This window comes from Citrobacter sp. CF971, from assembly GCF_006385635.1.
GTDB classification, from domain to species: domain Bacteria; phylum Pseudomonadota; class Gammaproteobacteria; order Enterobacterales; family Enterobacteriaceae; genus Citrobacter; species Citrobacter freundii.
Genome location: NZ_CP041051.1, coordinates 4,862,505 through 4,877,664 on the forward strand (window position 1 = coordinate 4,862,505; position 15,160 = coordinate 4,877,664).

15 protein-coding genes are annotated in these 15,160 nt (G+C 49.1%); 7 read left to right on the forward strand and 8 right to left on the reverse strand.

Annotated features, from left to right (window positions below):
* Window positions 1-234 precede the first annotated feature (234 nt).
* The 4 genes from E6P06_RS27065 to E6P06_RS27080 are packed head-to-tail and all read left to right on the forward strand — an operon-like array spanning window position 235 to window position 4,993.
* Window positions 235-813 (forward strand): fimbrial protein, encoded by a 579-nt coding sequence (locus E6P06_RS27065; protein WP_044714208.1) that lies wholly within the window; start codon window positions 235-237, stop codon window positions 811-813.
* A gap of 53 nt (window positions 814-866) precedes the next feature.
* Window positions 867-1,574, forward strand: a complete 708-nt coding sequence (locus tag E6P06_RS27070; protein WP_044714211.1) for a molecular chaperone — start codon at window positions 867-869, stop codon at window positions 1,572-1,574.
* A gap of 18 nt (window positions 1,575-1,592) precedes the next feature.
* Window positions 1,593-4,055 carry a fimbria/pilus outer membrane usher protein gene (locus E6P06_RS27075; protein WP_139935873.1) on the forward strand — a complete coding sequence of 821 codons (2,463 nt, stop codon included), beginning with the start codon at window positions 1,593-1,595 and terminating at the stop codon, window positions 4,053-4,055.
* Window positions 4,046-4,993, forward strand: a complete 948-nt coding sequence (locus E6P06_RS27080; protein ID WP_139935874.1) for a fimbrial protein — start codon at window positions 4,046-4,048, stop codon at window positions 4,991-4,993. The genes E6P06_RS27075 and E6P06_RS27080 overlap by 10 nt, the downstream gene beginning before the upstream one ends.
* A 60-nt stretch (window positions 4,994-5,053) precedes the next feature.
* Here E6P06_RS27080 and E6P06_RS27085 read toward each other — a convergent pair whose 3' ends face one another.
* Together E6P06_RS27085 and E6P06_RS27090 are read right to left on the reverse strand one after the other, a co-directional pair.
* Entirely contained in the window at window positions 5,054-5,890 is an 837-nt protein-coding gene (locus E6P06_RS27085) for a helix-turn-helix domain-containing protein (protein WP_057101848.1), read from the reverse strand.
* A gap of 349 nt (window positions 5,891-6,239) precedes the next feature.
* Window positions 6,240-7,154 carry a LysR family transcriptional regulator gene (locus tag E6P06_RS27090; RefSeq protein ID WP_057101849.1) on the reverse strand — a complete coding sequence of 305 codons (915 nt, stop codon included), beginning with the start codon at window positions 7,152-7,154 and terminating at the stop codon, window positions 6,240-6,242.
* Between the two features lie 104 nt (window positions 7,155-7,258).
* Between E6P06_RS27090 and E6P06_RS27095 the strand changes: the two genes are divergently transcribed.
* From E6P06_RS27095 to E6P06_RS27105, 3 genes are all read left to right on the forward strand, one after another.
* Complete coding sequence (locus E6P06_RS27095) at window positions 7,259-8,266, forward strand: zinc-binding alcohol dehydrogenase family protein (protein ID WP_016151205.1); 1,008 nt, start codon at window positions 7,259-7,261, stop codon at window positions 8,264-8,266.
* A gap of 1 nt (window position 8,267) precedes the next feature.
* Window positions 8,268-8,573, forward strand: a complete 306-nt coding sequence (locus tag E6P06_RS27100; RefSeq protein ID WP_049015886.1) for a putative quinol monooxygenase — start codon at window positions 8,268-8,270, stop codon at window positions 8,571-8,573.
* A 117-nt stretch (window positions 8,574-8,690) separates the two neighbouring features.
* Complete coding sequence (locus E6P06_RS27105) at window positions 8,691-9,593, forward strand: carboxylate/amino acid/amine transporter (protein ID WP_003023973.1); 903 nt, start codon at window positions 8,691-8,693, stop codon at window positions 9,591-9,593.
* A gap of 28 nt (window positions 9,594-9,621) precedes the next feature.
* Here E6P06_RS27105 and nlpA read toward each other — a convergent pair whose 3' ends face one another.
* The 6 genes from nlpA to E6P06_RS27135 form a co-directional block, all read right to left on the reverse strand.
* Window positions 9,622-10,440, reverse strand: coding sequence for a lipoprotein NlpA (gene nlpA, locus E6P06_RS27110; RefSeq protein ID WP_139935875.1), 819 nt, complete (start codon window positions 10,438-10,440; stop codon window positions 9,622-9,624).
* A 124-nt stretch (window positions 10,441-10,564) separates the two neighbouring features.
* Window positions 10,565-11,479, reverse strand: a complete 915-nt coding sequence (locus E6P06_RS27115) for an Rpn family recombination-promoting nuclease/putative transposase (RefSeq protein ID WP_139935876.1) — start codon at window positions 11,477-11,479, stop codon at window positions 10,565-10,567.
* 211 nt (window positions 11,480-11,690) lie between these two features.
* A complete protein-coding gene (locus E6P06_RS27120; RefSeq protein WP_057063287.1) occupies window positions 11,691-12,434 on the reverse strand; it encodes a 2-dehydro-3-deoxy-phosphogluconate aldolase in 744 nt (247 codons plus the stop codon).
* The gene (gene dgaE, locus E6P06_RS27125) at window positions 12,421-13,530 is read right to left on the reverse strand and encodes a D-glucosaminate-6-phosphate ammonia lyase (RefSeq protein WP_139935877.1); all 1,110 of its coding nucleotides are present in this window, start codon (window positions 13,528-13,530) and stop codon (window positions 12,421-12,423) included. The genes E6P06_RS27120 and dgaE overlap by 14 nt, the downstream gene beginning before the upstream one ends.
* Window positions 13,531-13,533: 3 nt before the next feature.
* Window positions 13,534-14,394: a PTS system mannose/fructose/sorbose family transporter subunit IID gene (locus E6P06_RS27130; protein ID WP_005121522.1), complete on the reverse strand. Its 861-nt coding sequence runs from the start codon at window positions 14,392-14,394 to the stop codon at window positions 13,534-13,536.
* Window positions 14,391-15,140, reverse strand: coding sequence for a PTS sugar transporter subunit IIC (locus E6P06_RS27135; protein WP_003023960.1), 750 nt, complete (start codon window positions 15,138-15,140; stop codon window positions 14,391-14,393). The genes E6P06_RS27130 and E6P06_RS27135 overlap by 4 nt, the downstream gene beginning before the upstream one ends.
* Between the last annotated feature and the right edge of the window lie 20 nt (window positions 15,141-15,160).

The window sequence follows — 15,160 nt, forward strand, 5'->3', positions numbered from 1 at the left end:
AGAAGTATCTTAGCTACAATCATCTTACTGATGATAACAATTCATTAAGACTCATATTTAACGATCATTGTTAATATCATAGGATTAGTGAAATACGTCCAATCTACGATGTACAACAATAATTTATCTAACATAATTGATAGCGGGCGACAGCCTTATAGGGTGCAAGACAAAATGTGCCCGAACAATGTTACTGATAATAGGGACGATTTATCTCTAAATGAGGAATGCATTATGAATAAATTATTAAGTGTGATGTTAATTACATATGCAGTATCAATTCCTTCAGCAATGGCAATAGGTTTGGGCAGTAATAACCATGATCCGCAAGGCAAAGTGAATTTCACAGGTCATGTTTATTCCAGTTCTTGCAAAATTACAAATGACGATGATAATAAAAACGTTAGATTAAACCCGGTATTAAATAATAACGTTAAGCATATAATTTCAGTGCAGGAGCAGAATTTTACCATTAAGGTTAAAGATTGTTATACCCACGCAAAATTAATCCCTAAATTAGCATGGGTTAATAACATTAATTTGACGAGTGAAGGTTATCTAAAAAACACTGATACTGCTGGTGCAAAAAACGTTGCATTAGTGTTAATAGATAAAAATGGACGCAAGATTAACTTAAACGAAAAAGCTAATCGTTTTGAGCCAGATAATTATCAATCAATCGGTCATAATGATTCCCCACTAACATACACATTCAGTGTCGGCTATATCAAACCGCGTGATAGCAATTTGTGGGAACGTGTTACTACAGGGCCGGTCACTGCCCAAGCAAACTACAGCATTACCTATCTCTAACCACATAATGCCGTAGCACTTGTTGCTATGGCATTTTTTTTGCCAGAGGTCATATGAAAATAATCTTTTCTCTGCTTGCTCTTTTTTATATTTCTTTTGCACATGCAAATAACATCATCGTAAATGGTACCCGATTCATATACTCTGAAGAGACTACTGAAATTACGATACAAATGTCCAATTCAGGAGACTCACCTTCACTGGCTCAGGTATGGTTGGATAAAGGGGACGCTGGGAAATTACCCGAAGAAATTTCCACTCCATTTATTATCTCACCACCGATTGCTCGCATTGATGCAAATAATGGACAATCAATAAGAATCAAAAAAGCTATTGATAAACGCATTGCAGCTACCGATCGAGAATCATTATGGTGGTTAAATATTCTGGACATCCCCTCCATAGATAAAAACCACGCTACGGAAAATGCAGCCATTCTTAATTTGGCCATTCGTTCTCGATTTAAATTTTTTTGGCGCCCGATCGGTTTAGGAGATCGTCAAAATGCCGAAAGCAAGATGGAGTTTATAGCTACTTCTGACGGTATTACGTTGGTAAACCCGACGCCTTTTTTTATCACAGTTGTAGATATTGTTAGCACCTCAGGAAACGGGTTGTTGCAAGAAAGCATCATGGTTGCACCTAAAAGTAAAGTTCAGGTCAATTCAAAACAAAAGATAAAACCTGGAGAACCTATTATTTTACAGGCGGTCAGCGATTACGGCAGCGTCGTGGAATTTAAAAAGGCCATCAATAAATAGAAGAAAAAGGAATGCAGAATGAGTTTACGTAAACGGAGCTTAGCATTACATGGCTGCGTAGTTTTATATGGCTCGTTATTTTCAGCCATGCTTCATGCAGACAGCACTAACCGTTATAAATTTGACAATGCTATTCTGATGGGAAATGCCACACTTAACGATTTACAATCATTCAATGCCGCAGGATTATTACCAGGAAAATATATCGTAGATATTTATATTAATGATAGCTGGCGAGGACGCCGTGAACTCTTATTCAAAAAAGATAATAACGGCGATTTGGTTAGTTGCTATCCAAAAGCATTTCTTAAAAGTGTGGGAATTAACCCTGAAAAAATGAGTCAAACGCTGACAACCCACCCTACACGCTGCGGCGCCATTGCGGATTGGGACACCAGCGGGAAAGCAACGGAGAGGCTCAATACCAGCCAACTTGAACTGCACATCACCGTCCCCCAAGCCTATCTCGACAGTATAGAAACTAATTATATCCAGCCTGAATTATGGCAACCGGGAGTTCCGGCGATTAATTTCGGCTACAACGCAGATTATTACAGTACTCAGCAACGCGGTAGCAATCGCTCAAGTACGGACAGCGCCTGGCTGGGAATGGATATCCGCAGCTCCGCTGGCGGGTGGCTAATTGAACATTTTGGTAGCCAAAATTGGGACAGCAAAATGGGCAGCCATTACACGAATAATCGTACAACGCTAAAGCGGCCAATCACTAGTTGGAAATCCATGTTCAGCGCTGGCAAGTTCTATACTGATAGCCAGATGTTCGACAGTATTGCTATTCTCGGGATGGGGTTGGCTTCTGAGGATTTAATGCGCCCGGACAGCACACTAAATTGGGCGCCAATCATTCGTGGCGTAGCAGAGACCAATGCCCGCATCACCGTTACCCAAGATGGCCAAACTATTCATCAGTCTTCGGTTCCAGCTGGGCCATTCTCGATTGAATCAGTGTTGCCCGCGAATACTGGCGGCGAATTGCTGGTCACGATTCAGGAATCAGACGGACGTATCCGCCGTTTTACCGTTCCATACTCTTCAGTACCACAACTACTAAAACCCGGCGTTTCGCGCTATGGCATCACCCTTGGGACCGTCAATGAAGATAATTATGATAAAGATCCGTTTGCCGCACAGGCCTACTGGCAGTATGGCCTGAACAACTATTTAACGTTGTATACGGGGGCATCCGGATTCGAGCGCTATCAGTCAGCCTTCATCGGTAGCGGCCTCAATTCCCAGCTTGGCGCATTCGCCCTTGATGTCACCCAATCTCGCCTGAATCTTGAGGACGATCGCCAACAAGGACAACAATATCGTCTGACATGGAATCGCACTCTCCCTTGGTCAGAAACCTCGTTTTGGCTGGAAGCTAAATACAGTTCACATCACTTTTACGGTCAACGTGATGCGCTGGATGCCCTGGATACACAAGCATCCGTCAACCAATACCTCTCATTACGCGAAAAGCAGTCGTTTAGCGCCAGTATTAATCAGCCGTTATCCGACACCTGGGGCTCATTCTATTTATCTGGCTCTCTTAAGAAGTTCTGGGATCAACAGGATAACTATCGCCAATATGCCATGGGTTACACCAATGCCAGGGGCAACCTGACCTGGAGCATATCCGCCCAGCGTTTATGGAATGAGGACCAACAGGGCTCCGTCACCAAAGACGACCAAATCATGCTCTCATTCAGCTATTTCCTGCCCCGGGATAACGCCGGTTTTACGCAAATCTCCTCTGATAGCTACAGCAATAACGGCAAAGCGAGCAATACACGCCTCGGCTTCACGACGTCGTCTGATGAAGAAAACAATATCGTTTGGGGCGTAAATACTGGCTATGCCCGTGGTGGTGATGTGGAATGGGGGACAAACGGCATGGTACGTACGCCTTATACCTCTCTGAGCGGAACGTGGAGCCAAAGCAACTCATGGCATCAGGTCAGCGGGGGAATGAGTGGAATGCTGGTTGGCCACGCGGGGGGAATAACGTTCTCTCCAGAGCGCTCAGATACCGTCGCATTAGTCCATGCGCCTGATGCGTATGGCGCGCATCTTGATGGCGTGCCTGGAACCCGCTTCGATAAAAATGGCTACGCTATTCTGCCCTGGCTTCGTCCATGGCGCGTAAACGACGTCACTATCGATCCAAAAGGTTCAACTGAAGGCCTAAATTTTACCAAAACCCAGGCCAAGATTGCGCCGTATGAAGGTAATGTCATTCCAGTCACTTTTGAAACGATACTAAGAAAACAGAATATTATTTATCCTCGTCTGCAGGGTCAGCAGAAAATGCCATTCGGCGCCATCATCCGCGACAAAGCTAATAATCATGTCGGCTACGTTGGGCAAGGTGGTGCGCTTTATATTGATGAAACTACCTCACCAGAAGTGTTCGTTTCACTGGAAACGGGGAAATGCACGATCGTGTTAAAAAATCAGGAGGCCACATGTCGATAATACGTATCGTTCTAATTCTGGGGTGTGTAATGGGCATTCATCAGACAGCTAGTGCTGCATGTACCCTGAACACACAAAAGATTATCTTGTCACCGGAAATCGTTAACGATAAACAGTCAATCCAGTCCGGAGGGGTTATTCAGACGCGCACACTTTCACTACAGAATATTCAGTCGTCAGGTTGTAATGACAGCCAGCCTTTTTCTGCCCAGATTATTGGGGATCTGTCCGCAATGAAACAGCCCGGTATTATACGTAGCAATGTGAGCGGTATTGGCATTAAAGTCACCCTGGAAACCTCAACCGGACGAAAGATCCAGTGGCCATCCGATTTCAAAGCAACGGCAGATGAGTTCAGAAACAGCAAAATTAATATTGAGCTAATCAAGCTGGATAATCAGCTTGCGGCCGGGCCTGCTGCGGGTGCGATCAACCTGCAAATCAGAAGTGCAACTCAATCGTTGCCCGTGGTGGATATTATTGTGCCGGCAAAATATATTACTATGCTCAACCGGTCATGCACGATCAAAGGTAACCGTACAATCAACGTAAAACTCCCCAGTGTAGCACTTGAGCAGTTTAGCGGCCCTGGCAGCACGGCAGGAAGAAAACCATTTACTATCGACCTTTTTTGTAAAAGTGATTTTACAACACCATCTCAGATTATTCTAAGCTGGAGCGGCATAGAGAATAATCACAGCAGTAATAATGGTGTACTACAGAACATCCACCCCAAAGGTGCGGTTGGTATAGGTATTCAGGTTTTGGATCAACAACAAAGAGTTATCAACTTAAAAAATACCACGTATATCCATTTAGCGCATCAGAATAAAGGAAACCACTCTATCCCATTTTATGCACAATATTATCAAACAACTAACAAAGTTAGTCCTGGAATTGTGCGCTCAGTCTTGTATTTCAATGCTGAATACCAATAATCGTTCCTAATTTAGGCGTACTGCGTAGTCTTTGCTCCACGTAAGTGGAGCTTTTTTACATTACATATCAATGGGAATGTAATGTTCACAGGTAATTGTTTTATTGTTAATATCTTCTTGATTATATTTAAATATTTCAATATCATAACCTGTTTTTCTTTTTAATTTACTCTCTGGTAGCATTTTCAAATAAATATATCTTGAATAGAATGGATAGTCCTCTTTCTTAAACCTGAATGAAAAACAGGCATAAACCCCCGAAGGACAGTCATAACGATTATAGATATTTGGCGAATGATGATTTTTATTGCCAATGATACTCTTTACTTTCAATCGCATCATTGAGTTTGGATTGGAAGAGAAATCGGTTAATGCCCACACATTTTGTTTTGAACTGGTAAGTTGCTCAAATATCAAATTTAATCGATGCAGATGCGAATCACTGGCGGGTGGGATTGGTGTATCATAGTTATACTGAAATCCGTGAACGATATCAGCAGGCAAGGTACGAAGTTGTAATTCGCTGACAACAACATCACAGCGCTGTACAAATGACAGTAATGGTGCGAGATCCCAACTGGAATTTTTCCGGTATTCTGTGGGAGTATAACCTGTTAGTTTTTTAAATTCACGACAGAAAGATTGCTGGGAATCGAATCCTACCCGCACTGAAATATCAATAATATCCATATAGGTAAGACGTAACAAGTTTGCCGCTTTGGTTACGCGTCGCTTACGAATATACAATCCAACGGGCATATTGATTCGCTGTTTTAAAACACTCTGAATATGCCTTCGACTATATCCAGAAAACCGTGAAATATCATCAATATCGATGCCCGAAACAAAATTATCTTCTATATAATACAACACATCATTTATAGTCTTTGTCTTCAATGGCCCCTCTCCTACCTAATAACAATAAAAAACGCAATAACAAAAAGCGTCAGTCCATTTAACAATTAGGTAAAGAAATAGTTATATAGCAGGGCGATTATTTCTTATATCGTAGCAACAGCATGTCGTCAAATATATTTTGATAAATATACAATTCATTTAACCAATGACCGGGAATTTATTAACCAGCATATTATAAATGCCTCATTAATTAAAAGAATAATATTTATCGAGGTTACTATAATCAAGAATAATTATCATAAACTGATCGGAGTTCCGATCAGTTTAATGCTAAAAATAGAGAGTAGCTATTATTTATGAGTATCGATAAAAAATAATACTCCTTCAGTTAGACACGCCCAGGGGAAATGCTCAGCATTTCACACCGCGCCTTCACTGCGTCGTGCAGCAGACGGACTGCTCTTGAAAGCTGCTTCCGATGGGGACAAATCATATTCAGCGGGACTTTCTCCCCCTGATAATCCGGCATCAGCAGTTGTAATCGACCGTCACGCACATCTTCGCTGACATCCAGCCACGACTTGTACGCCACACCTTCCCCGGCAATTGCCAGCCGTCGGATCACTTCCGCATCGTCGCTCATAATGGTGCCGTTAACCTGCACACTACTGACCTCGCCGTTGCGCGTAAACGTCCAGCGATCGTGCAGACGGCCGCGTAAAACGAAGGTCATGGCGTTGAGCTGTGTTAAATCATCCGGGGTTTGCGGCGCGCCGTTTTGTGTAACCCATTCCGGTGATGCCACCAGCACACGTCGGTTACTCGGTGCAACGGGCAGCGCAATGTAAGACGCGTCTTCGGTATTGCCATAGCGAAACGCAACATCGACGGGGTCTTTAAAGACATCCGTCACCTGATCGGAGAAAAAGATCCGCAGGCGCAACGCAGGATAACGGCGTCGAAACGACTGAAAAACCGGCAGCAGCAGGTTACGGCCAAGATCGGAAGGCACGGCGATTTGCAGCGTGCCAGAAACTTCATCTTCTGGGGTCTGAATTTTTTGCAGCCCGGCATGCATCACGTCCAGCATCTGGCGGGCATAGGGTAGCCAGACCTCGCCCTCCGGCGTCAGGCGTAGGCTGCGCGTGGAGCGGGCGAACAAGCGGATAGCCAACGTAGACTCCAGCCGCTTGATAGCTGAACTGACCTGAGCAGGCTGAACGCCGACTTCGCGCGCAGCATCGCTAAAACTATTCAGCGCCGCGGCGCGGACAAACAACGTGAGATCTTCAAGCCGGAACATTTTCACTCCCCGAGTATAAGTCCTGTCGCCGTAGGGCTATTTTTCCCGTTCTGCTACCGGTTTACCATCGAATTATTCAACTGATTCCTGTGACCGGAGAGACCATGAAAGCCATCGCTATTACCCGCGCCGCGACCGACGGCAATAACATTGAATTTTTACAAGAGATTGACCTGCCCATGCCAGTCGCTACCGGGCACGATCTGCTGGTTGAAGTGAAAGCCATTTCCGTCAATCCCGTTGATACCAAGGTTCGCGAAGGTTTTAACGCCGATGTGCCGCGCGTTCTGGGCTGGGACGCCGTTGGCGTGGTGAAATCCGTGGGTGAAGCCGTCACCCTGTTCACACCTGGCGATGAAGTCTGGTACGCCGGAGCGCTGGGCCGCGCTGGCAGTAACAGTGAATTTCAGCTGGTTGATGAACGTATTACCGCGCTGAAGCCAAAAACACTGGATAATGCTTCTGCTGCGGCGCTGCCGCTGACCGCCATCACCGCCTGGGAAATGCTGTTCGACCGTCTGGGCGTTGAGGAAAATAGCAATGAAGATGATGTGTTATTGATCGTTGGCGCGGCTGGCGGCGTCGGTTCTATTCTGACGCAACTGGCCAGTAAGCTGACCAAAATGACCGTCATCGGTACGGCATCACGTCCGCAGAGCCAGAAATGGGTTCGTGAAGCGGGCGCTCATCATGTGATTGACCACAGCAAGCCGTTGACGGAAGAGCTGGCACGGATAGGCATTAAAGAGGTGACGCACGTTGCCAGCCTGAACAATACCGAGCAGCACTATTCGCAAATTATTGCCGCCCTGGCACCGCAGGGCAAACTGGCGTTGATTGACGATCCGCACACTCTCGATGCGCGTCCGCTGAAGGCCAAAAGCATTTCGCTGCACTGGGAGTTTATGTTTACCCGTTCGATGTTTACCACCCACGACATCATTGCGCAGCATCAGTTACTGACCCGCGTGGCACAGCTGATCGACAGCAACACCATCCGCACCACGCTGGGCGAACATTTTGGCGCGATCACCGCGGCAAATCTGCAAAAAGCCCACGCGCAAATTGAAACCGGTCGTTCGGTCGGCAAGATTGTGCTGGAGGGGTTTTAGCATGTCAGATTCAGAAGTGATTTCAATTATTGCGGTACTGAAAGCCAAACCAGGGAAAATCGATGCACTGAAACAGGCACTGCAGGCTCTGTTACTGCCTACTCGCCGGGAGCCGGGCAATATTGAATATGCCCTGTTCCAGTTACGCGACACGCCGGATGTGTTTTACGTGCGCGAATCCTGGCACGGTCAGGCCGGTCTGGACGAGCATATCGCTCTGCCACATTTCCAGGCGTTCATTCTACAAATGAACGCTCTACTAGCCGAACCGCTACGGCTGGATTATCTGACGCCGATTGCGCCATAAAATAACTGCCGAAGCCCCCTGCCGCGTGGGGGCTACACCAGTCATGTCTCACTCGCTTCGCTATCTCTGCTATGATGCCTGCACACAAATAAAACAAAACAACATGCCGAGGGAAAGATGAGTTCCACCAGAAGAGGGATGATGAACGTCCTGATTGCCGCCGTATTGTGGGGAAGTTCAGGCGTTTGCGCGCAGTACATCATGGAGCAAAGTCAGATGTCGTCGCAGTTTCTGACCATGACACGTCTGATTTTCGCCGGGCTGATTCTGCTGATGCTCTCTTTCGTTCACGGCGACAAAGTGTTCTCCATTATCAAAAACCGCAAAGACGCCATCAGCCTGCTGATTTTTTCCGTAGTTGGAGCGCTCACCGTACAGCTCACCTTTCTGCTGACCATTGAAAAATCCAACGCCGCTACCGCGACGGTGCTGCAATTTTTGTCACCGACCATTATCGTGGCGTGGTTTTCCGTGGTGCGCAAAGCTCGACCGGGGATTTTAGTGCTGACCGCAATCTTCACCTCGCTTATCGGCACCTTCTTACTGGTCACCCACGGTAACCCAACGTCGCTGTCTATATCACCTGCCGCGCTGTTCTGGGGAATTGCCTCGGCGTTTGCCGCCGCGTTCTACACCACCTACCCCTCAACGCTTATCGCGCGCTACGGCACGCTGCCGGTTGTCGGCTGGAGTATGTTAATCGGCGGCATGATCCTGCTGCCGTTTTATGCCGGACAGGGCACTAATTTCGTGGTGAATGGCAGTTTGATTCTGGCGTTTTTCTATCTGGTGGTCATCGGCACGTCGCTGACGTTTAGCCTGTACCTGAAAGGCGCGCAGATGATTGGCGGACCGAAAGCGAGCATTTTAAGCTGCGCAGAACCGTTGAGCAGCGCGTTGCTGTCACTACTGTTGTTAGGTATTACCTTTACCCTGCCAGACTGGCTGGGCACGCTTTTAATCCTCTCATCGGTAGTACTGATCTCAATGGACTCACGTCGCCGCGCCAGAGCGGTTTAACCCCAACCGGCGCGGCAACGGGTCACGATTACCAACCCGGAACCGCGCCGCCGTTAAAGATAGTTTCTGCCGCCTTTGCCGCTTCCGGTGACTGATAAGATTGCAGGAATTCTTTCACATTCTCGGCATCTTTGTTGTCTTCTCGCGCCACCAGGATGTTCACGTACGGTGAGTTTTTGTCTTCGATAAATACGCTGTCATGTACCGGGGAAAGCCCGGTTTGCTGGATGTAGGTGGTACTGATAATCGCTACATCCACTTTCTGATCGTCCAATACGCGCGGCAACTGCGCGCCTTCCAGTTCCATAATTTTCAGATGCCGCGGATTATCAGTGATATCCAACGCTGTTGGCAGCAGGCCGGTATCCGCTTTCAGCGTAATTAACTTCTCTTTTTGCAGCAGCAACAGCGCCCGCCCGAGGTTGGTTGGATCGTTAGGTATCGCAATCGTTGCACCGTCTTTTAGTTCAGCGACGGTTTTGATTTTCTTCGAATACCCTGCCATCGGGAACACAAAGGTATTGCCCACCGCAACCAGCTTATAGTCGTGTGCTTTATTATCTTGTTCGAGGAACGGACGATGCTGGAAGACGTTGGCATCCAGCTCACCATGATTAGTGGCATCGTTGGGCAGCAGAGAACCGCTAAAACCCACCAGCTCCACCTCAAGGCCATATTTTTCTTTAGCGACTTTCTTCGCGACCTCCGCCACATCCTGCTCGGCACCGTTAATCACACCCACTTTGATATGCTTTGCATCACTGCTCTGTTGATCGCATCCTGCCAGCAATAACCCCGCCAGTAATACCGCCGCCCCGGCCCCAAAAAAAGGTATCTTCAGCTTCACGTTCTATCCTTTTGCAATAACCGCCTGATGAGTAATGAAATGACTATAGCGGCAAGGTCGCTGCGGTTTAAAAAACGAAAAAGCATCAGCAAGAAGAAAAAGGCATAACAGGGAAAGAGAAGGATTAGTCTGAATGTGCCGCCAGTTCGTCCAACGAAAGTCCGGTAATAATCAGCACCAGTTCACGATCAATACCCTTCTCCAGCATGGCATGGGCTATCCGCAACGCTTCGTCTTGTTTACCTTCGAGTTTACCCTCTAATAAACCCCTTCTTCGCCCCGACTCGCGTAAGCATTCTGCAATAGTCATTAATCTCTCCTTGTGTTGGGGAACGCGTAAAGCCACCTCGCGAATAAACGCCTCGAAACGCGGTGCGCTGCCAGACTGCATCAGATAATTAAATAGCGTTTCTACCTGGCTGTCATTAGCGTATCCCTTAACCAGCAGAGCAACCAGGTTATCCACCAGCACCATCAGGTCACGTTCACGTATATGCTTCTGGACAAGTTCAAGTAGCGCCATCCGCCGATGCTGCATAATCTCATCATCAGACACCACCGTGATGTCTACCAGCGGGAAGGCAGAACCATAAAGCTGCCGCGCAGTTTGTGGATCATCAAATTCATCCAGCCAACACAGCGAGTATGGATACGGGCTGTCAACGCCATGATAAAAAAGTATCGGCACCACCAGCGGCAGCGTTTTGTGTCCTGCATCAAGATGCTTCTGCATCGTAGCAATGGCATAACGCATCATCCTGAATGCCATATGAGCATCTGGCGAGCTTTGGTGTTCAATCAACGCGTAGATATAGCCTTTACCGGTTCTAGTTTTTAGCGACCACAGAATATCGGAATAACTGGCACGCAGATCCTCCTCAATAAAACTCCCGGGTTCCAGTTTCAGTGTATCCAGATCGCAAAGCTCATGTAATGACGCAGGAAGATAGGTATCAAGAAAATCCCGCACCGTATCTGGATGGCCTAAGAATTTTTTAAACACCGCATCATGCGGTGTAGATGTTGTTGGTTTTTGCATGGCGGTCCGTCACCGGAAGAACAAGATGACGGGACATTACTCGCCAGTGGCACAGACGACATCAGGGAAATTATCTCTCTGCGAGGCGCTTTCGAGGATAAATACATGCTGGTGCAATATATTCATTTTCAGGGAAGGGTGTTCGCAAAAATGCCCGGTAGCACCTAACGCTTACCGGGCATTTTTTGTGTGCCATCCGGCGATAGCAACATCACACCAGGGCTTTGACTATCTCCATCAACCTGATGATATCTGCAGGCCGGGTATTACCGGTCTGTGGGTCGATAATCGAGCTGTAAACATGCGGCATGACGCGCGGTACTCCTGCTTCCAGACAGGATTGCAGGATAATGCCGAAGTTATCGAGATCGATACCGCCGGTCGGCTCAATCAACGTCATGCCGTTGCGTGCCGCTGTCGTCGCCAGTGCGTACAACTCAGGCAGGGACTGCTCACCGCCCATTGGGAAGAACTTCGCCGCATGCGCGCCAGAGTCCAGCATCATACGTACCGCTGCATCACAGGAAACGTGGGCTGGCGTGCCCTGGCTGCTGCTGACGCCAGTGGAGATCAACACTTCCCCCGGCGTGCCCGTGGGACTGACTAACGCGTTGATATGGGTCTGTTCACCGCCCGTTGCCGCCAAGGCGCCTGCCGCAAACCCACAACCGGTAAAGGTCTGGTTGACGTGTGCCGGATGGACCTGTGAGGCAATCATTGCCGCTTTGTAATACTGCGCCGGGTCGCCCGCCCCCAGCCCCACGGAAATCGACGGCACGTCGACCATCCAGCGTTTCACTTCCTTAACCCCTTCCTCAACCGAGGAGAACTGCGCCGAAAGAATGCCGATCACCGCGTGACCTTCGGCAGCGTCATAGATTTCCCGGGCGTTGGCGATATCCTTCGCCAGCACGTTAATAGCCACTTTATTGCGATAAAAATTAATGTGCTGCATGGTCTGCAATCTCCTTTAGTCGGGCCACGATCAGTGCCATTTCCCCTTCTGCAACCGTACGCGGGTCAAGACTAAAGACGCCCTGATGAAGGTTGTAACGGCGAGCGTAAATCGCGATATCACCCTCTCGCAGCTGCGCTTCTACGGCGTAAGCATCCATCCCCAGCTCTTGTGCATTCACCCGAATACGAATCCGCCAGATGGCGCGCCCGGCTTCGTCCTGCTCAATATCCGCCTTTAGTCCGTGAATCGCTGAAATCGCCTGCACCACAGGTTGCAGTTCTTCAGCGGTGACCACAGTTTGCCCCTGATGATAGTTTTCCAGGGCATACACCAGCCCGACCATATTCTCTTTGCCGATCTTCATCGCCCGAGCAATTCCGTGGTGCTGCGCTTTACACGCGGCAATCCACTGTTTCTTTCCGGTGATAAACCCGGAGGTCGGCGCGTTAAAGGCTTTTGCCCCGCTGTAGACCACCATATCCGCCCCGCTCGCCACCCAGGCGTATAAGTCTTCCTCGGCGGCGGCATCGACAATCAGCGGCAGGTTATGAACCTGCGCAACCCGTACGAAGTCTGCAATGCTCAACATGCCTTTCTGCACGCAGTGGTGCGATTTCACGTACAGCAGCGCGGCGGTGTTATCGGTAATCGCGCTCTCCAGCTGCCAGCGGGCCGCCAGATTACTTGAGCCAACCTCCACCACGCGTCCGCCGCCTAAGCGGATCGCGCTGGTGATGGGCGCACCGTAGTCAACGTTATGCCCGCGCAGCATGACCACTTCATTGGCCATACCCGCGCTGTCCGGCATCAGCGTGACACTAGCCTGGTCACCGCGGGTAATGGCGGCGGCAACGGCAATCGCAATACCCGCCGAGGCGCACGAAGTAACATAGCTGTCCTCCGCGCCGGTGTAGCGGGAAACCAATTGACCGGTACGGTCCACCAGCCGGTCAATTTCAACAAAGGCCGAAGCTGCCCGCGCGGTGGCTTGCATCACTTCCGGCGCGACGCTGGAAACGCCCAAAATCGTCATCTTGCCGCAGGCGTTAATCACCTGTTTTAGCCCCAATTGTTGGTAGATATTCTGTGTCATGGCTTACAGCACTCCCAGTAGCGAGCAGACCACGCTGAGCGCAACAATCGATAGCAAAATCGTGGTGTAACGCGGCCCTTTCTTCACCAGATAGAAATAAATGGCGAACACCGCCGCCAGCGGCAACAGACCGGGGGCAATAGAGTCGAGGATTTGCTGAACCACCACTTCAGAGCCTTTCAGGGCGCTGAGTTTTAACGGCGTGGTGATCTTGACGTAGCTCGCAGAAAGCGCACCCATCATGATCAGGCCCAGCACGTTCGCGCCGTAGATCAGTTCCTTTATTCGCCCTCCCTGCAGCAGACCAATTATCGAGTCACGTCCCAGCGTATAGCCTTTGTGCACCATACCGTAGCTGATTGCCAACGTAATGGCCGGGTAGAGGATTAACGGTACAATTCCGCCCATCGCGCTGCCATTTGCCGCGAATGGGATAAAAATAGCAATTAACAGCGGCATCACGGCGGCCCAGATGATCGAGTCCCCCATCCCGGCCAGCGGTCCCATTAGCCCGGTTTTAATCCCGGTAATTGAAGCATCGCTGATCGGCTCGCCGCGGGTTTTCTGTTCCTCCATCGCAATGGAGATCCCCTGAATCACCGCCCCGAACGTCTGCTCTGAGTTGAAGAAGTTCAGATGGCGTTTCAGCGCTTCTACCTGTTCCTCTTTTTGCGGGTAGAGCTTTTTGATGATCGGCGTCATCGAGGCGCAGAAAATCAGGCTCTGCAAACGCTCATAGGAGCTGGAAACTTCTGCACCCAGCCAGTAGATAAACCAGGCTTTGGTGATGTCTGCTTTGGTCAGCGTGCCGCTTTCACGCGCACGCTCCACCAGTTCATGTTGCATTACGTCGCTGCTCATCATGCTGCTCCTTCATTTTTCGCCAGACCTTTAATCAGGAAAGCCACGCAGGTACCAAAGATTGCCATCGCCATGATGTCTACCTTCAGGTACAGCACCGCAAAGAAACCGCCGATAAACCACGGCAGAAGGCTCTTTTTACCGATCACCATAATGGTGATGGCGAAGCCCAACGCTGGCAGAATGCCGCCCATAATTTCAAAGGAGTGCGTCAGCCAGTGCGGCATCAGCTTGAGGAAGCTTTCCACCACGTCCTGACCAAAATAGTTGGCGGCGAAAACCACCGGGAAACGCAGTACAAGGCCAAGCAACGCCGGGTAGAGGAATGCACAGCGCATAATGCCCGCCATATTGGCCGTTTCCGCATGCTTGTCGGCCATATGCACCCACGCTGCGTTTAACGTGCGGCGCAACTGGTCGAGGAACACGCCGATGACGCCAAACGGGATCGCCAGCGCGATAGCCAGGTTCGGGTCCATTCCGGCCTTCACAGCGATAGGAATTGAAATACAGGCGGCCAGCGCCGGATCCGACGGGACGTTACCGCCTGGCGTAGAGGTCACGCCGAGATAAACCAGCTGCATACCGGCACCGATGATCATCGCCGTTTCCATATTGCCTAACAGCAAGCCAACGAATACGGCAATCACGACCGGCTGTAGCAGCATAGCGGAGAAGGTGTAGCCAAGGCGTAAACGGGCAAACCAGTAATACAACCCCATCAGGCTTGCAAAGACTAAAGTATCCATAATTAGTTACCCTGTTATCA